The sequence below is a fragment of the Rhizobium sp. 62_C5_N11_2 genome, assembly GCF_051811185.1.
Taxonomy (GTDB): Bacteria; Pseudomonadota; Alphaproteobacteria; order Rhizobiales; family Rhizobiaceae; genus Rhizobium; species Rhizobium leguminosarum.
On record NZ_JBPWPW010000001.1, the window covers coordinates 4,586,610 to 4,602,331 of the forward strand.

Genomic DNA, 15,722 nt, shown 5'->3' on the forward strand with positions numbered 1-15,722 from the left:
ATGCCGGTCGCCCGCTCGGAACGGCTGCTGACGCTGCTCCAGACGCTCCGGCGTTACCGGCGGCCGGTGACCGGCTCGGTGCTCGCTGAGGAGACCGGTGTCAGCCTGCGCACGCTCTATCGCGATATTGCCAGCCTGCAGGCCCAGGGTGCGATGATCGAAGGCGAAGCCGGCATCGGTTATGTGCTGAAGCCCGGTTTCATGCTCCCGCCGATGATGTTTTCCGAAGAAGAGCTGGAGGCATTGGTGCTCGGCTCGCGCTGGGTTGCCCGCGCCGCCGAGCCGCGCCTTGCCGGCGCTGGCGCCGACGCGCTGGCCAAGATTGCCGCCGTGCTGCCGGCCGATATGCGCGAGATGATCGATTCGGCAGCGCTTTTCGTCGGCCCTAAACGCAGGGACGAGGACAAGGCCGATGTCTCGGCCATCCGCAGGGCGATCCGCCTGGAGCGGATCCTCGAACTGCATTATGGCGATGAGCAGGGCCGTATTTCGCGTCGCCGCGTCTGGCCCTTCGCGCTCGGCTATTTCGAGCATGTGCGCGTCCTCATGGCCTGGTGCGAACTACGCCAGGATTTTCGCCATTTCCGCACCGATCGCATCATCGATATGGCGTTGCATGAGGGGCGTTATCCGCGCCGCCGCACGGTGCTCCTCAAGGAATGGCGCGAGACGCAGGACGTGCCGATGGAGAACTGAACGCTGCTGCCATAAACTGTCAGCAGATGCAGTTATCATCAGTGCCAATCCACCAGGAAGGAGTACTGATCATGGTAACGCCTCCAGCCATTCATTTCACCAACGACCGTTTTGCGGCCGAGGCCTTTGCCGATGTCATTTCGGCCGAGACTTTTGCCGATGTTCGCCAGTCAGCGCCGTCCGGCCTGCTGGACCTGGTCATGAACATTTTCCGATTTCGCAGAGGAGACCGCACCGGCTCGACCTTGAAGCGACACCGGATTACTTGAAGCGCGACCTCGGCTTCATCGACGGACGCGACCCGCGCTGCGAGGACCGTTTTCCGCTGTAAAGCATATCGCGCAAAGGTGTGCAGCGGTTTTGCGACAACGACATGCGCGACCGCTTTAGGCCGCCCATCCTTATCGACATTCTGCCCGACGAGAACGGGGCGTTGCGATCGCAACGCCCTCGGTAGTCAGCTGCCATAATCTGTCAGCAGACGAGATCTCTCGCGGCGCCATTTTTAAATAACGGGAGAACCGAAATGACCAGCCCCAATCTCATCATTCTTTACGTCAAGGACCCCGGTGAAAGCGCCAGTTTCTACCGGAACCTGCTCAATCGCGAACCGGCCGTGGAGGCGCCGAATTTCGTCGCTTTTCCGCTCGAGGGTGGCTTCACGCTCGGTCTCTGGCGGCGCAGCAAGGTCGAACCGCAGCCCTCCGCCATCGGCAATCGAGGCGAAGTGGCCTTCATGGTCGAGGGAGAAAATGCTGTCGCCAGACATTATGAGGACTGGCGCCAGCGCGGCCTGCCGATCGCCCAGGAACTGACCGAACTGGATTTTGGTCCGACCTTCGTCGTGCTCGATCCGGATGGGCATCGGCTGCGTGTCTGTGAGCCGGATAAATAATTAAGGCGACTTGCGGGGCTTGCCTTACAGCTGGCCTCGCATCGCATGCCCCTTGTAGACGCCGAGGATGCGGACTTTCTCGGAAAAGAAACGCAATTCCTCCAATGCCCGGCGCACGTTCGGATCGTTCGGATGGCCTTCGATATCGGCGTAAAACTGCGTCGCCACGAATTTTCCGCCGAGCTGGTAGCTTTCCAGCTTCGTCATGTTGATGTTGTTGGTGGCAAAACCGCCGAGCGCCTTGTAGAGCGCGGCCGGAATGTTGCGGACGTTGAAGACGAAGGTGGTGACGACCTTTTCTTCCGCCGAATTCCGCTGCGCCCATTCCTCGTCGCGGGACAGGACGACGAAACGGGTGACATTGTTTTCGGTATCCTCGACATTTTCGGCAATGATCTCGAGCCCGTAGAGATCGGCGGCAAGGCGTGGTGCCAAGGCGGCCATCGAGCGGTCGCCGGTTTCCTTGACGAGTTTTGCCGCCCCTGCCGTATCGCCGGCGATCACCGGTTTCCAGCCGTTGGCGCGAACGATCTTCCGGCACTGGCCGAGCGCGTGGATATGGCTGTGCACCGTGCGGATCTCGTCCTTGGTGACACCGGGCAGCACCATCAGCTGGAAGCGGATCGGCATGAAATATTCGCCGATAATGTGCAGCCGCGACTCCGGCAGCAGATGGTGGATATCGGCGACGCGCCCGGCAATCGTGTTCTCGATCGGGATCATCGCGATATCGGCGTCGCCGTTGTCGACCGCCGTGAACGCATCCTCGAAGGTCTGACAGGGCAGCGGCTCCATGGTCGGAAACATGTCGCGGCTGGCCATATCGGAATTGGCGCCGAATTCGCCCTGGAAGGCGATCCTGTTGGTCTTGATGTTCATGATGGTTCCGTCAGTTCGACTTTGCGGAGAGGATGCGCCGCGCTTTTTCGAGGTCGGCCGGAGTATCGACACCGAGCGGAACCGTGTCAACGATCTCGGCGTCGATGCGCATGCCGGCTTCCAGCGCCCGCAGCTGCTCCAGCGATTCGCGCTTTTCGAGCGTCGAAGGCCCGAGCGAGACGAACCGTTCGAGCGCCGCCCGCCGATAAGCATAGAGGCCGATATGGTGGTAGAGCGGCCCTTGGCCGTAAGGGGCCGTTGCCCGCGTGAAGTAGAGCGCGTGCAGCCGGGCGTCGGAAATCGGCGAGCCGACGATCTTGACGATGTGCGGCGCGGACTTGTCCTCCTCATTGTCGATTTCGGTTGTCAGCGTTCCGATATCGACCGCCTCGTTCTCGAGAGGGCGCAAAGCCGCGCGCACCGTTTCGGGATCGATCGTCGGCAGATCGCCCTGGACGTTGACGATGATTTTCGCCTTTCCGTCCGGATCGACTTTCTTCAGCGCCTCAAAGATTCGATCAGAACCCGATTGGTGGTCTACGCGGGTCATGACGACTTCGAAGCCGGCGGCGGCGACAGCATCGAACACTCGATCATCGTCGACGGCGACGACAACGCGGCCGATGGCTGCCTCCCTGGCGCGTAGCGCCACCTGGACGATCATCGGCAGGCCGCAAATATCGGCGAGCGGCTTGCCCGGAAGCCGGGTGGAGGCCATGCGCGCCGGGATCAATACGAGCACGCCGTCTAAATTTGAATCACTCATTGTTCGGGCCTTCTATTCCGGGCTGAAAAGTGTCAAAAAGTCTCACGCACAAGACCATTTAGACAGTTGCAACGATCAACCAAAAGACATAGGTTCCGCGCGATTTCAAGATGGTCCGGTTTATGGTCTGCCGGCTGCAAGGGGAGCATTGCAGATGAATTCATACGTCAATACGGCCGTGGGGGCGCTGCTCGGAACGATTTTCGTTCTGATGTCGGTCTCCATCGCGTCCGAAGGGATCTTCCATTCCGAAGCACCGGAAAAGGAAGGTTTCGCGATCGTTGCCGAAGAGGCGCCCGCCGCTGGTGGTGAGGCTGCGCCTGCCGTTGCTGTTCCGATCGCGCAATTGCTCGCTTCTGCAGATGCCAAGGCCGGTGAAACGGTCTTCAAGAAGTGTCAGGCCTGTCATGACGGCACCAAAGGGGGACCGAACAAGGTCGGTCCCAACCTCTTTGGTGTCGTAGATCGCCCGATCGCCTCGCATGAAGGCTTCGCCTATTCCGCTGCCATGAAGGATTTCTCCAAGGGCAGCAGCGAGAAGTGGACTTTCGAATTTCTCAACAAGTTCCTGCTGGCGCCGAAAAAGGACGTTCCGGGCACCGCCATGGGCTTCGCCGGTCTGGCGAAGGATCAGGACCGCGCCAACGTCATTCTTTACCTGCACACGCTCGCCGATTCGCCGGTGCCGCTGCCGGATCCGAACGCCGCGACGCAGTGACGCGGAAGACAATCGCATGACATCGAAGCCCGGCCCGCAAGCCGGGCTTTTCGTTGTGCAGAGAGCCGCTTAAAGCATGTCGCGCAAAACTGCGCAGCGGTTTTGCGCTAACGACACTACGACGCGCTTTAGGCGCCGAGGAAATAGGCCCAGAGCGAGACCGTGATGGCGCCGAGCGCCGTCGTCACCGTGATCGTCGAGGCGGCGAGGCTGTGACCGACGCCGAAGCGATTGGCAATCAGCCAGGCGTTGACGCCTGTCGGGACGGAGGAAGTCAGCACGATCGCTGCCGTCCATTCGGGACTGAGACCGAGGAGATGGCTCGCCGCCCACACGCAGCCGGGCAGCAACAGCAGCTTCAAGGTCGAGGTGACGCTGGCGATGCCGAGATTGCCGGAGACGCCGTATCTCTCCAGCGCCATGCCAAGCGATATCAGCGCCGCCGGACCGGCAATGCCGGCGATCTGCCCGACGACCGTTGCCACCGTCGTCGGCATGGTGAGACCGGAAAGGTGCATTGCCATGCCGGCCGCAAGCCCGATCACCAGCGGGTTGCGCACGAGATTGACCGCGATCTGGCGAAGCACGAGCACCATGCTGCGATCGCTTTTGCCGGCGATCTTGCGCTCGGCATGCTCCATCAGGACCGTGCCGGCGACCATCATCACCGGCAGATGCACGGCAAGCAGGATCGACAGCGCCACCAGCCCTTCGTCGCCGACGGTTCGCTCGACCAGCGGCAGGCCGATGAAAATATTGTTGGCGAAGGCCGAGGAAACGCCGGCCAGCACGCCGATCCGTTCGTCGCGGCCGAAGAGGCGTGTGGCCGCGATATGGCCGGCCGTCCAGGTTATGGCAACGCCGGAAAAATAGACGATCCAGAGTCGGAAGGGCGAGGCGCCATGAAAATCCGCCTCGGCGATGGTGCGGAAGAGCAGAAGCGGCACGGCGATCTTAAAGACGAATTCGCTGAGCGCTTCGCCGACATTCGACGCCATCAATCCGCTGCGGACGATCACCCAGCCGATGAGAATCAGGATGAAGATGGGAAGGACGTCGAGAATGATGGCTGACATGGGGGAGGCTGCTCTGCGCGGGGGAGTATTCGACGTCTACAGCGCCGCGCGTCTTTTCGAGCCGCGCAAAGGACGCTGTAGCACTTTGAATTGCTGCATAATTTTTTCCTTAAATCGATTCCGATTTAAGGAATTATGCAGTAGCAGCAAACCGCTTGGATTGAAAAGGCAATCGCCGTCCAATCAGGCGCATCGGCAAAACAAAAAAAAGCGGGCATAGCCCGCTTTTCCGCTCCGGTCTTGCCGGAAACCCGGATCACGAAGCTGCCAGTTCATCCGTGGTCAGCGTCGCGCCGGTAAGATCGAAGGGATCATCCCTCGTGCGCCCGGCTGCAACTGAAAGCTGCTCATGCCGGTCTTCTTGCGAGTATTTCTAGATTTGGAAGATGACAGGGACATGACGAATAGGCGGCACTTTTGCGAAGAAATAGATGCGCCATCCACCATTTATCCTTCCAAACCGCGGAAATTTCGCTAAGACCAAACCCCGGCTATCACAAAATCCGGGACCCCCCATTTCATGACAAGATTCGATGTTCTGACAGTCGGCAACGCAATCGTGGATATCATTGCCCGTTGCGACGACCAGTTCCTCATTGACAACCAGATCACCAAGGCGGCGATGAACCTCATCGATGCCGAACGCGCTGAACTCTTGTACTCGCGCATGGGACCGGCGCTCGAAGCCTCCGGCGGCAGCGCCGGCAACACGGCGGCGGGCGTGGCTAACCTCGGCGGCAAAGCTGCCTATTTCGGCAATGTCGCCGAAGATCAGCTCGGTGATATCTTCGCGCACGACATCCGCGCCCAGGGCGTCCACTACCAGACCCGGCCCAAGGGTACCTTCCCGCCGACGGCACGTTCGATGATCTTCGTCACCGAGGATGGCGAGCGCTCGATGAACACCTATCTGGGCGCTTGCGTCGAGCTCGGCCCGGAAGACGTCGAGACCGACGTCGTGGCCAACGCCAAGGTCACCTATTTCGAAGGTTATCTCTGGGATCCGCCGCGCGCCAAGGAAGCGATCCTCGATTGTGCCCGCATCGCCCATGAAAACGGCCGCGAAGTGTCGATGACGCTGTCCGACAGTTTCTGCGTCGACCGCTATCGCGGCGAATTCCTCGATCTGATGCGCTCCGGCAAGGTCGATATCGTCTTCGCCAATCGCCAGGAAGCGCTGTCGCTCTACGAGACCGACGATTTCGATGAGGCGCTGAACAGGATCGCCGCCGATTGCAAAATCGCCGCTGTGACGATGAGCGAGAATGGTGCCGTCATCCTGAAGGGCCGTGAGCGTTTTTACGTCGATGCGATCCGGATCAAGGAAGTTGTGGATACGACGGGTGCCGGCGATTTGTTCGCCTCTGGCTTCCTCTATGGCTACACCCAGGGACGTTCTTTGGAAGATTGCGGCAAGCTCGGTTGCCTGGCTGCCGGCATCGTCATCCAGCAGATCGGCCCGCGCCCGATGACCTCGCTTTCCGAGGCAGCCAAACGGGCAGGGCTTATTTGAAGGCTTCACCAGGATAGGCGCCCCAGATCTCCGACTGCGCCACCCAGCCCGAGGCGCCGTCGGTTTCGGCGCGGCACCAGTCGCCGTTGCATTCGCCAATGGTGATCATCACGCCGGGTTCTAGCTTGGCAACGATCGAGGCAGAGGGCTGCGCCTCGCGGCGCAGATTGACATAGACGCCTTTGCCCTTGGTCTTCATCCACGGGGCGGCAATCGCCGCGCGCTGGCCGGACAACAGTGACTGGTTGACCCAGCCTTCGGTGCCGTCAGCATCACGGATGCGGCGCCAGTTGTCGTATTCCTGGATGATCTCCACCGGCAGGCCGGATTTCAGGTACATCCACGAAACGGCGTAATCCGTTCCCGGACCGATGCGCAGGTTGACGCGCTTGGATTTCAGCGTGACGAAGCGCGGCAACGGCAGTCCGCTTGGCCCCTTGGCCGCCTGCGCATGGGCGAATTCGACACTTCCCATGGATGCGGCCAGTGCGATGGCAAGGGCGAGGCAGGACTTCAGGACTTTGCTGCTCATGGAAGTTTCCGTTTGCTCGAATTCGCGGGCAGGCCCGGCCTGCTCGCGGTCCGGGCTTTGACATTCCCCGGCTGCACCGCGAGTTTTGTTTGTCTTCGCGTGCGGGTCTGGTAGAAAATGCCCGGAATGGGAAAATTATCACCCCTCTTGGTTAAAGACCTCTGAACAAGGCACCACAGGCAGCCATGACAGCGAAGAAAAAACCGAAGGTCTACATCACCCGCAAGCTGCCGGATGCCGTCGAAACCCGCATGCGAGAGCTCTTCGACGCCGAGCTGAACATCGACGACGCGCCGCGTTCCGTTCCCGAGCTTATCGCCGCGGTCAAGACCGCCGACGTGCTGGTGCCGACCGTCACCGATCGCATCGACGCGGCGTTGATCGAGCAGGCGGGACCGCAGATGAAGCTGATTGCAAGCTTCTCCAATGGCACCGATCACATCGACGTCGAGGCGGCGGCGCGCAAGGGCATCACCGTTACCAACACGCCGAACGTCCTGACCGAAGACACCGCCGATATGACCATGGCGCTGATTCTCGCGGTGCCGAGAAGGCTCGGCGAAGGTGCGCGCGTGCTGACCGACAAGCCGGGTGAATGGGCAGGCTGGTCTCCCACCTGGATGCTCGGTCGGCGCATTCACGGCAAGCGAATCGGCATCGTCGGTATGGGCCGCATCGGCACGGCGGTGGCCCGCCGCGCCAAGGCTTTCGGCCTGTCGATCCACTATCACAACCGCAAGCGCGTCAATCCGGCCGTTGAGGACGAACTGGAGGCGACCTATTGGGAAAGCCTCGACCAGATGCTCGCCCGTGTCGACATCGTTTCGATCAATTGTCCGTCGACGCCGGCGACCTTCCACCTGATCTCGGCCCGCCGTCTGGCGCTGCTGCAGCCGACGGCCTATCTCGTCAACACCGCGCGCGGCGACGTGGTCGACGAAGCTGCGCTGATCAAATGCCTGAGGGAGGGCCGGATCGCCGGCGCCGGCCTCGACGTCTTCGAGAACGAGCCTGCCGTCAATCCGAAGCTGGTCAAGCTCGCCAATGAGGGCAAGGTCGTGCTGCTGCCGCATATGAGCTCGGCGACGATCGAAGGCCGCATCGACATGGGCGACAAGGTCATCATCAACATCCGCACCTTCATCGACGGTCACAGGCCGCCGAACCGCGTGCTGCCGGGTCGTTGAAGAACGCTGTAAATCAGGCGACGCAGATTGGAGGCGCAAGGACCTTGCGCATCTCGACGAATGTCGTCCTGGCAAAGCCGGGATGCGCCTTTTCGGCGGTTCTGGAAAATCCACAGGCGGCAAAGACGGCGTGATTGTCGGTGAGTTCGATGCGTGTTTCCAGCCGCAAAGCGGGAAGACCGAGCACCGCAGCCGTTTCCTCGGCAATCGCCAGCAGCCGCTTGCCGAGGCCCTTGCCCTGCATCTCAGGCAGGACGGCGAGCTTGCCGACATAGAGACAATCGGCCTCCGGCCGCAGGAAGAGGCAGCCGATCAGCTTTTCGCCGTCGATGGCGACATGGCCGATCTCGGCCCTGGCCTTTTCGGCCAGTGACTCCGTCGTCAGCTTGAGCGCCGAAGATGGCGGGTCGATCCTGCCGTTCATCGAGGCGAAGGCGGAAAGGACGAGCGTCAGCAGTTCGTCCCAGCGCGTGAAGCTATGATCAAGACGAATAATCGTCATCCGGCTGGTCTTTGTGTTGTACGGCGTCGTTTGTAGCGAACCGTGTCGAAGCGGGCCGAGAGCGCGTCGTAGAGCAGCAACCGTCCGACCAGCGGTTCGCCGGTGCCGGTGACGAGCTTGATCGCCTCCATCGCCATCATCGTGCCGATGACGCCTGTGAGCGCGCCGATGATGCCGGCCTCGGCGCAGGCGGGAATCAGACCAGCCGGCGGCGCTTCCGGAAACAGGTCGCGATATCTAGGGTTGGACGTTCCGTCCTCAGCCGTCTCATAGGGCTTGAGAACCGTCAGCGAGCCGTCGAAGCGCCCGACGGCGCCGGTGACGAGCGGGATGCGCGCTTCTTCCGCCGCATCGGCGGCGGCATAACGCGTGTCGAAATTGTCGGAGCCGTCGATCAGTAGATCGAAACCGGAGAGCTGACGGCGGGCGGCCTCCGGGGAAAAGCGTTCCTCGAAGCGGATCAGTCGGACATGCGGATTGAGCCTGGCGATGGCGAAGGCGGCACTCTCCGTCTTCAACTCGCCGATCGTGCCGGAATCATGGATCACCTGGCGCTGCAGGTTCGACAGCGACACCCGGTCGTCGTCGACGATACCGAGCGTGCCGACGCCGGCTGCGGCCAGATATTGCAGGACCGGTGCACCGAGGCCGCCGGCGCCGATCACCAGCACGCGGGCGGCTTTCAGTTTCTGCTGGCCGGCGCCGCCGATCTCGGGGAGCAGGATGTGGCGGTGATACCGCGCTATTTCTTCCGGGCTGAGCGGTTCCATGGCGCCGATGTTATCATGACGCCCGACGCCGGGAAAAGCCGCCTCCGTCATTCGAACACTCTTCCGTCGGAAACCGTGAAAAACTGCGCCCTGTCGCCGAGTGCCGAAAACATCGCGCGATCTGTTCCGGTCATGAAGGCCTGGCCGCCGAGCCCGTCGATAAGGTCGAACAGCGCGGCGCGTCTGTTCTCGTCGAGATGCGCTGCGATCTCGTCGAGCAGCAGGATCGGCGCATGGCCGGTGAGATTGCCGACGAGCCGCGCATGCGCAAGCACCAGGCCGACAAGCAGCGCTTTCTGCTCGCCGGTGGAGCAACGCTCCGCCTCCATCGCCTTTTCGCGGTGATGCACGATGAGGTCGGCCCGGTGCGGCCCCTCGAGCGTGCGTCCAGCGCCGGCATCGCGGTAGCGGCTCTCTGCCAGCATCGCCGCGTAGTCATCTTCGAGGTCGACCGAGGGGCGCGAGAACTGACCGTCCATGAAGCCCGAGAGCTGCAGCGATGCCGAAGGGAAGGGCGAGCTCTCCCGTGTTTCCTCGATCAGCCGGGTCAGGAGGCCGAGCATCTCCTGCCGGGCGAGCGCCATGGCGATACCGAGGCTTGCCATCTGCTCCTCGATGCCGGCAAGCCAGGACGGATCGAAGCGGCCTTCGTCCAGCAATTTGTTGCGGCTGCGCATGGCGCGCTCGAAATCGCTGGCGCGGCGGCCATGAGCGGGATCGAGTGACAGCACCAGCCGGTCGAGAAAGCGGCGTCGGTCGGAAGAGGCGCCGGTAAAGAGCCCGTCCATCGCCGGTGTCAGCCAGAGAAGGCGCAGATGGTCGGTCAGTTCGTCCGCAGTCTTTGCCGTCGTGCCATTGATGCGCAGCCTGCGGGCGATGGTCTCCTCGCTCGTTTCGATGCCGGTGCCGATCTCGACGTCACCCTCCATGCCGTCGAGCGCGGCGAAGATCGAAAAGCCACCGGCGGCGCCGACGCGGGTGATATCGCCATAAGCCGCGCGGCGCAGGCCGCGGCCAGGCGAAAGCAGGGAGACGGCCTCCATGAGATTGGTCTTGCCGGCGCCGTTATCTCCCGTCAGTACGGCATGCCGACCGTCAAGGGTAAGAGCCGCCGCCGCATAGTTGCGGAAGTCTGTCAGCTTCAGACGGGAAAGAGAAACCTTGTGCGGCATCGAATGTCCGGAATCGTAAAGCGTGACAGCTAAGCCGAAGCGGCGCTGATGGCAAGGCTGGCAGCTTTTTGGCCGTGGGATCGTACCGTCGGTGCTTCCGCAAGTCAGGGACGCGGCGGCTGGCGCCACCCAGGACATATATTCCAGAGATCCCGTGACCGAAGTCCTGGTGTCCGACATCTTCCCGGTGTAACGGCAGCCATGACACTTTCGAAATTCTGCTAAAAATACAACCACCGGAGATGGTCTGACATCGCCAAGCTGATACTGTCGACAGTTATTGTCAATGCCTCCCAGCTCCGGATATTCAGGGTTTGCTGCCATCCTTTAAGGCTATTGACGTAACGTAAAGCCCAAAAAAAGTCGGTTGAATTTTGCAACTGCAGGGTTGAGTTATCTGGTGCAGACGATATGGTAAACGGAACGTTTATGTATAAGAGAGTGATGAAGTGCCAGATCCGGTTGATATTATCGTCGGTCGCAACGTCAGACAGTTTCGCGCCCTTCGCCGTGTTTCCCAACTTGAGCTTGGCGAAGCACTCGGACTGACTTTCCAGCAGATCCAGAAATACGAAAAGGGAACGAACCGCGTTTCCGCCAGCAAGCTGCATCAGATCGCGGTTTTTCTCGACGTTGAGATCTCTGCTCTTTTCGAGGGCGCCGGCATGTCACCATTCGGCAGCCGTGTCGAACTCAGCCCCGACGCCTATGCGCTTGCGCTGAGCTACGACAAGCTGAACTCACCGGCAGGCAAGGAAGCGGTCAAGACCATCGTCACCCTCATGACTGGCGAAGTGGCCGAAACCGCCGCTTGATTCCACGACAGCGCCGGGCATCTTTTCGAGAGCCGCAAGGACGCTCTAACATTTTGAATTGCTGCATGATTTTTTCCCTGCATCGGTTCCGATAAGCTATGCAGCGGGCAATGGATTCCCACCGAAAGCACGACCTGTTCAAGGTCTGGATGATCTCGGACCGATGCGGGAGTACAGCGGTTTTGGAAGGACGGCGTGCCTCAAGGCGAAGACCGGGAAGCAGGTCGCCCGGTTCAGGTTCGATGCCGCGCGCTTCAGTGAATCTCGCATTCGTGCAGCGCCATCAGCAGATCGTCCTGCGTCTGGTGGCCGGCATGATAGAGGTCGATCGCGATGTTGGCGATTGAAAGGCCCTGCTGGCTGCGAAGCTTGATGTTGCGCTCGGCGCACCAAGTGTAGATGGCGCCGGCGAGAACGTCGACGTCTTCGGACTGAGAGGAAAAGGCTGGCGCCATGGTCGATACCCTTGGTTTGGTTGTCCCCCGCTAGAGCGCTAAGGACGCTCTATCGCTTTGATTTGGTGCATAACCCCAAAAGGAGATTCCGATCTTCGGAGTTATGCGCTGATCGCAGAGACTGAATTCATTTGGAAAACTTGCAAGCGGCATCATCTGGCTGCGTTAACGCAAGCCGTCTTCCCGCCTGCCGCCGTATCGATCCGGGACAGATTGGCCGGCGCGGGCGGCGAATGTCGCAAATCAGGATTCCTGGAACAAAAAAACCGGAGACGTTTCCGTCCCCGGCTTTCGAAATGGGCGTGTCGATCGCGGCTTCAGCCTTCGAAGAATTCCTTCATGCGGGCAAAGAAGCCCGTCGATTCCGGATTGTTCTCCTTGGAGGAAAGCTGCTCGAATTCCTGAAGCAGTTCGCGTTGGCGCTTGGTGAGTTTTTGCGGCGTCTCGATCTGGATCTGGATGTACAGGTCGCCCGTCTGCACCGAACGCAGCACCGGCATGCCCTTGCCCTTGAGGCGGAACTGTTTGCCGACCTGCGTGCCCTCAGGCACGGTTACGCGCGACTTGGTGCCGTCAAGCGTCGCTACGTCGAAGGTTCCGCCGAGCGCGGCCGTCGTCATCGAGATCGGAACGGCGCAATAGAGATCGGCTCCGTCGCGCTGGTAGAATTCATGCGGTTTGACGGACAGGAAGATATAAAGATCGCCCGCTGGTCCGCCGCGGGCGCCGGCTTCGCCTTCGCCCTGCAGCCGGATGCGCGTGCCGTCCTCGATGCCGGCAGGAATATTGACCGAGAGCGAACGCTCTTCCGTCACCCGGCCCTGGCCGTGGCACTTCGGGCAGGGATCGGGAATGATCTGGCCGCGGCCGTGGCAGGTCGGGCAGGTCCGCTCGATCGAGAAGAAGCCCTGTGCCGCGCGCACGCGCCCCGTTCCCTGACAGGTGCCGCAGTTCTTTGGCTGCGTGCCGGGCTTGGCGCCCGAACCCGTACAGACGTCGCAGGTGATCGAGGTGGGAACGCGGATCTGCGCCGTCTTGCCGGAGAAAGATTCTTCCAGCGTTATTTCCATGTTGTAGCGAAGATCGGCGCCACGCTCGCGGCCGCCCGATGAGCGCTGGCGAGCGCGCCCACCACCCATCATTTCGCCGAAGATATCCTCGAAGATGTCGGAGAAACCGCCGCCGGCAAATCCGCCGCCACCGCCGCCCATGCCGCCATGCTCGAAAGCCGCATGGCCATAGCGATCATAGGCCGCCCGCTTCTGCGGGTCCTTGAGCATCTCGTAGGCTTCGTTGATTTCCTTGAACTTCCGTTCGGCGTCCTTGTCATCCGGGTTTTTGTCCGGATGAAATTTCATTGCCAGTTTGCGGAAGGCGCTTTTCAGCTCTTTCTCGTCCGCCGACTTGGCTACACCCAGAGTTTCGTAAAAGTCCGCTTTTGCCATTAAGGATTAAACCCCGGAAATGGATTTTCCGGCTGCCATGGTGAGCAGCCGGATCAGGTGTTGAAGCATAACCACGCCGTCGCGGATTACGCGGACTTCTTGCGGTCGTCGTCCTTGATTTCCTCGTAGTCGGCATCGACGACATTGTCGCCGCCTTCCGCGGAGGCATCGCCAGCAGCGCCGCTTTCAGCCTGCTGTGCTTCATAGATCGCCTGGCCGAGCTTCATCGACACTTCCATCAGCGTCTGGGTCTTGGCCTTGATGTCGTCGGCATCGGGCTCCGACGCTTCCGACGCCGTCTTCAGCGCAGCGATCGCATCCGAGATCGCGGTGCGGTCGGCCTCGGAAACCTTGTCACCGTAATCCTTCAGCGACTTTTCCGAGGAATGGATCAGGCTTTCAGCCTGGTTCCGGGCTTCGACGGCCTCGCGGCGCTTCTTGTCTTCGGTGGCATGGGCTTCGGCATCCTTCACCATCTTCTCGATGTCGGCGTCGGAAAGACCGCCGGAAGCCTGGATGCGGATCTGCTGTTCCTTGCCGGTGCCCTTGTCCTTGGCCGAAACCTGCACGATGCCGTTGGCGTCGATGTCGAAGGTGACTTCGATCTGCGGCATGCCGCGCGGCGACGGTGGCAGACCAACGAGGTCGAACTGGCCGAGCAACTTGTTGTCGGCAGCCATTTCACGCTCGCCCTGCGAAACGCGGATGGTCACGGCCTGCTGGTTGTCTTCGGCGGTCGAGAAGGTCTGGCTCTTCTTCGTCGGGATCGTCGTGTTGCGTTCGATCAGGCGGGTGAAGACACCACCGAGGGTCTCGATGCCGAGCGACAGCGGCGTCACGTCGAGGAGCAGGACATCCTTGACGTCGCCTTGCAGAACGCCGGCCTGGATGGCAGCACCAAGCGCCACCACTTCATCCGGGTTGACGCCCTTATGCGGCTCCTTGCCGAACAGCTGCTTGACGACTTCCTGTACCTTCGGCATGCGGCTCATGCCACCGACGAGAACCACTTCGTCGATTTCGGCAGCGGTGACACCGGCATCCTTGAGCGCTGCCTTGCATGGCGCGATCGTGCGCTGGACGAGATCGTCGACCAGGCTCTCGAGCTTGGCACGGGTCAGCTTCAGCGTCAGATGCTTCGGGCCGGAGGCGTCGGCCGTGATGAACGGCAGGTTGATTTCGGTCTGCTGCGAGGACGAAAGCTCGATCTTTGCCTTTTCCGCAGCTTCCTTGAGGCGCTGCAGGGCAAGCTTGTCGTTCTTCAGGTCGATGCCGTTGTCCCTCTTGAACTCGGCAACGAGATATTCGACGAGACGCATGTCGAAGTCTTCACCGCCGAGGAAAGTATCGCCGTTGGTGGACTTCACTTCGAAGACGCCGTCACCGATCTCGAGGATCGAAATATCGAAGGTGCCGCCGCCAAGGTCGTAGACGGCAATTGTCTTGCCTTCTTTCTTGTCGAGGCCGTAGGCGAGGGCTGCAGCGGTCGGCTCGTTGATGATGCGCAGAACTTCAAGACCAGCGATGCGACCGGCATCCTTGGTTGCCTGGCGCTGCGCGTCGTTGAAATAGGCGGGAACGGTGATGACGGCCTTCTCGACCTTTTCGCCGAGATAGGATTCGGCGGTTTCCTTCATCTTCTGAAGGATCATCGCGGAAATCTGTGCGGGCGAGTAGCCCTTGCCATTGGCTTCGACCCAGGCGTCGCCATTGTCGCCCTTGACGATGGTGAAGGGAACGAGGTGCTTGTCCTTCTCGACGGTCGGATCTTCGTAGCGGCGGCCGATCAGGCGCTTGACCGCAAAGAGCGTGTTCGTCGGGTTGGTGACTGCCTGGCGCTTGGCCGGCTGGCCGACGAGGCGTTCGCCATCATCGGAAAATGCCACCATGGAAGGGGTCGTGCGTGCACCTTCCGCATTCTCGATAACCTTCGCGTCCTTGCCGTCCATGACTGCGACGCAGGAATTCGTCGTTCCAAGGTCGATACCAATTACTTTTGCCATGTCATTCTCTCCTTGAAGCAAGCTGTCGGAACCCCGAGAAGGCATTTCCCTGACAGCCCCTTACGGGATGGGTCTACTTGCGATTACGCAATCGTGATTGCGGTGATGCGGCGTATATAAGGAGCGGTTTTCTGGACTGCAAGGCGAGAAATGCCCCGGAATCCAGCAAAACGAATGTGTTGCGTTCAATTTTTACAGTAGCCGGGAAAGAGGTCGCCCCATGTCCGGAAAGCGGCCGATTTTTAGAGCATGTCGCGCAAAACTGTGAAGCGGTCTTGCGACGACGACATGCGTAAAA

Annotated in this window: 16 protein-coding genes and 1 pseudogene; 7 read left to right on the forward strand and 10 right to left on the reverse strand. The window is 60.8% G+C overall.

The window, feature by feature from the left end; genetic code table 11:
- The 3 genes and pseudogenes from AB8B31_RS22395 to AB8B31_RS22405 all read left to right on the forward strand — a co-directional run bounded on the left by AB8B31_RS22395 (position 1) and on the right by AB8B31_RS22405 (position 1,591).
- Positions 1-696: a helix-turn-helix transcriptional regulator gene (locus AB8B31_RS22395; RefSeq protein WP_018448015.1), complete on the forward strand. Its 696-nt coding sequence runs from the start codon at positions 1-3 to the stop codon at positions 694-696.
- A gap of 71 nt (positions 697-767) precedes the next feature.
- Positions 768-1,027 (forward strand): annotated as a pseudogene (locus AB8B31_RS22400) (hypothetical protein).
- Between the two features lie 195 nt (positions 1,028-1,222).
- Positions 1,223-1,591, forward strand: a complete 369-nt coding sequence (locus tag AB8B31_RS22405) for a VOC family protein (protein WP_003555800.1) — start codon at positions 1,223-1,225, stop codon at positions 1,589-1,591.
- Between the two features lie 24 nt (positions 1,592-1,615).
- Here the strand turns inward: AB8B31_RS22405 and AB8B31_RS22410 are convergent, their stop codons facing one another.
- Both AB8B31_RS22410 and AB8B31_RS22415 read right to left on the reverse strand, forming a co-directional pair.
- On the reverse strand, positions 1,616-2,470 hold the full coding sequence (locus AB8B31_RS22410) for a prephenate dehydratase (protein ID WP_018244274.1): 855 nt from the start codon (positions 2,468-2,470) through the stop codon (positions 1,616-1,618).
- 10 nt (positions 2,471-2,480) lie between these two features.
- Entirely contained in the window at positions 2,481-3,236 is a 756-nt protein-coding gene (locus AB8B31_RS22415) for a 3-deoxy-manno-octulosonate cytidylyltransferase (RefSeq protein ID WP_018244275.1), read from the reverse strand.
- Between the two features lie 154 nt (positions 3,237-3,390).
- Here AB8B31_RS22415 and AB8B31_RS22420 point away from each other — a divergent pair, with 154 nt between their 5' ends.
- Entirely contained in the window at positions 3,391-3,954 is a 564-nt protein-coding gene (locus AB8B31_RS22420; RefSeq protein WP_018244276.1) for a c-type cytochrome, read from the forward strand.
- A 128-nt stretch (positions 3,955-4,082) separates the two neighbouring features.
- Here AB8B31_RS22420 and AB8B31_RS22425 read toward each other — a convergent pair whose 3' ends face one another.
- Complete coding sequence (locus AB8B31_RS22425) at positions 4,083-5,030, reverse strand: AEC family transporter (RefSeq protein ID WP_003555804.1); 948 nt, start codon at positions 5,028-5,030, stop codon at positions 4,083-4,085.
- Positions 5,031-5,550: 520 nt separating this feature from the next.
- Between AB8B31_RS22425 and AB8B31_RS22430 the strand changes: the two genes are divergently transcribed.
- Positions 5,551-6,543 (forward strand): adenosine kinase, encoded by a 993-nt coding sequence (locus tag AB8B31_RS22430; RefSeq protein WP_065277136.1) that lies wholly within the window; start codon positions 5,551-5,553, stop codon positions 6,541-6,543.
- Here AB8B31_RS22430 and AB8B31_RS22435 read toward each other — a convergent pair.
- Positions 6,536-7,075: an SH3 domain-containing protein gene (locus tag AB8B31_RS22435; RefSeq protein WP_018244278.1), complete on the reverse strand. Its 540-nt coding sequence runs from the start codon at positions 7,073-7,075 to the stop codon at positions 6,536-6,538. The two genes, AB8B31_RS22430 and AB8B31_RS22435, sit on opposite strands and share 8 nt — an antisense overlap.
- A 185-nt stretch (positions 7,076-7,260) precedes the next feature.
- On the opposite strand from AB8B31_RS22435, the gene AB8B31_RS22440 reads away from it, so the two are divergent.
- Complete coding sequence (locus AB8B31_RS22440) at positions 7,261-8,262, forward strand: 2-hydroxyacid dehydrogenase (protein WP_018244279.1); 1,002 nt, start codon at positions 7,261-7,263, stop codon at positions 8,260-8,262.
- 13 nt (positions 8,263-8,275) lie between these two features.
- Here AB8B31_RS22440 and AB8B31_RS22445 read toward each other — a convergent pair whose 3' ends face one another.
- Genes AB8B31_RS22445 through recF form a run of 3 tightly spaced genes read right to left on the reverse strand, consistent with a single transcriptional unit; the run spans position 8,276 to position 10,706 of the window.
- A complete protein-coding gene (locus tag AB8B31_RS22445) occupies positions 8,276-8,764 on the reverse strand; it encodes a GNAT family N-acetyltransferase (protein ID WP_065277137.1) in 489 nt (162 codons plus the stop codon).
- Positions 8,761-9,585, reverse strand: coding sequence for a molybdopterin-synthase adenylyltransferase MoeB (locus AB8B31_RS22450; RefSeq protein ID WP_018244281.1), 825 nt, complete (start codon positions 9,583-9,585; stop codon positions 8,761-8,763). Before AB8B31_RS22450 ends, AB8B31_RS22445 begins: the two co-directional genes overlap by 4 nt.
- A complete protein-coding gene (gene recF / locus AB8B31_RS22455) occupies positions 9,582-10,706 on the reverse strand; it encodes a DNA replication/repair protein RecF (protein ID WP_018448011.1) in 1,125 nt (374 codons plus the stop codon). The genes AB8B31_RS22450 and recF overlap by 4 nt, the downstream gene beginning before the upstream one ends.
- A 449-nt stretch (positions 10,707-11,155) precedes the next feature.
- On the opposite strand from recF, the gene AB8B31_RS22460 reads away from it, so the two are divergent.
- On the forward strand, positions 11,156-11,521 hold the full coding sequence (locus AB8B31_RS22460) for a helix-turn-helix domain-containing protein (protein ID WP_018244283.1): 366 nt from the start codon (positions 11,156-11,158) through the stop codon (positions 11,519-11,521).
- Positions 11,522-11,775: 254 nt separating this feature from the next.
- Here the strand turns inward: AB8B31_RS22460 and AB8B31_RS22465 are convergent, their stop codons facing one another.
- From AB8B31_RS22465 to dnaK, 3 genes are all read right to left on the reverse strand, one after another.
- Positions 11,776-11,976, reverse strand: coding sequence for a hypothetical protein (locus AB8B31_RS22465; protein ID WP_018244284.1), 201 nt, complete (start codon positions 11,974-11,976; stop codon positions 11,776-11,778).
- A 317-nt stretch (positions 11,977-12,293) separates the two neighbouring features.
- The gene (dnaJ, locus tag AB8B31_RS22470) at positions 12,294-13,421 is read right to left on the reverse strand and encodes a molecular chaperone DnaJ (RefSeq protein ID WP_018244285.1); all 1,128 of its coding nucleotides are present in this window, start codon (positions 13,419-13,421) and stop codon (positions 12,294-12,296) included.
- An 86-nt stretch (positions 13,422-13,507) separates the two neighbouring features.
- Complete coding sequence (dnaK, locus tag AB8B31_RS22475; protein ID WP_018244286.1) at positions 13,508-15,424, reverse strand: molecular chaperone DnaK; 1,917 nt, start codon at positions 15,422-15,424, stop codon at positions 13,508-13,510.
- Between the last annotated feature and the right edge of the window lie 298 nt (positions 15,425-15,722).

What these genes read in the sequence shown, in the direction of transcription:
- AB8B31_RS22415 (WP_018244275.1), bottom strand. Translation starts at nt 3,236, where the DNA reads ATGAGTGATTCAAATTTAGACGGCGTGCTCGTATTGATCCCGGCGCGC.
- AB8B31_RS22450 (WP_018244281.1), bottom strand. Translation starts at nt 9,585, where the DNA reads ATGACGGAGGCGGCTTTTCCCGGCGTCGGGCGTCATGATAACATCGGC.
- AB8B31_RS22445 (WP_065277137.1), bottom strand. Translation starts at nt 8,764, where the DNA reads ATGACGATTATTCGTCTTGATCATAGCTTCACGCGCTGGGACGAACTG.
- AB8B31_RS22440 (WP_018244279.1), top strand. Translation starts at nt 7,261, where the DNA reads ATGACAGCGAAGAAAAAACCGAAGGTCTACATCACCCGCAAGCTGCCG.
- AB8B31_RS22425 (WP_003555804.1), bottom strand. Translation starts at nt 5,030, where the DNA reads ATGTCAGCCATCATTCTCGACGTCCTTCCCATCTTCATCCTGATTCTC.
- AB8B31_RS22430 (WP_065277136.1), top strand. Translation starts at nt 5,551, where the DNA reads ATGACAAGATTCGATGTTCTGACAGTCGGCAACGCAATCGTGGATATC.
- AB8B31_RS22420 (WP_018244276.1), top strand. Translation starts at nt 3,391, where the DNA reads ATGAATTCATACGTCAATACGGCCGTGGGGGCGCTGCTCGGAACGATT.
- AB8B31_RS22405 (WP_003555800.1), top strand. Translation starts at nt 1,223, where the DNA reads ATGACCAGCCCCAATCTCATCATTCTTTACGTCAAGGACCCCGGTGAA.
- AB8B31_RS22395 (WP_018448015.1), top strand. Translation starts at nt 1, where the DNA reads ATGCCGGTCGCCCGCTCGGAACGGCTGCTGACGCTGCTCCAGACGCTC.
- dnaK (WP_018244286.1), bottom strand. Translation starts at nt 15,424, where the DNA reads ATGGCAAAAGTAATTGGTATCGACCTTGGAACGACGAATTCCTGCGTC.
- dnaJ (WP_018244285.1), bottom strand. Translation starts at nt 13,421, where the DNA reads ATGGCAAAAGCGGACTTTTACGAAACTCTGGGTGTAGCCAAGTCGGCG.
- AB8B31_RS22410 (WP_018244274.1), bottom strand. Translation starts at nt 2,470, where the DNA reads ATGAACATCAAGACCAACAGGATCGCCTTCCAGGGCGAATTCGGCGCC.
- AB8B31_RS22435 (WP_018244278.1), bottom strand. Translation starts at nt 7,075, where the DNA reads ATGAGCAGCAAAGTCCTGAAGTCCTGCCTCGCCCTTGCCATCGCACTG.
- recF (WP_018448011.1), bottom strand. Translation starts at nt 10,706, where the DNA reads ATGCCGCACAAGGTTTCTCTTTCCCGTCTGAAGCTGACAGACTTCCGC.
- AB8B31_RS22465 (WP_018244284.1), bottom strand. Translation starts at nt 11,976, where the DNA reads ATGGCGCCAGCCTTTTCCTCTCAGTCCGAAGACGTCGACGTTCTCGCC.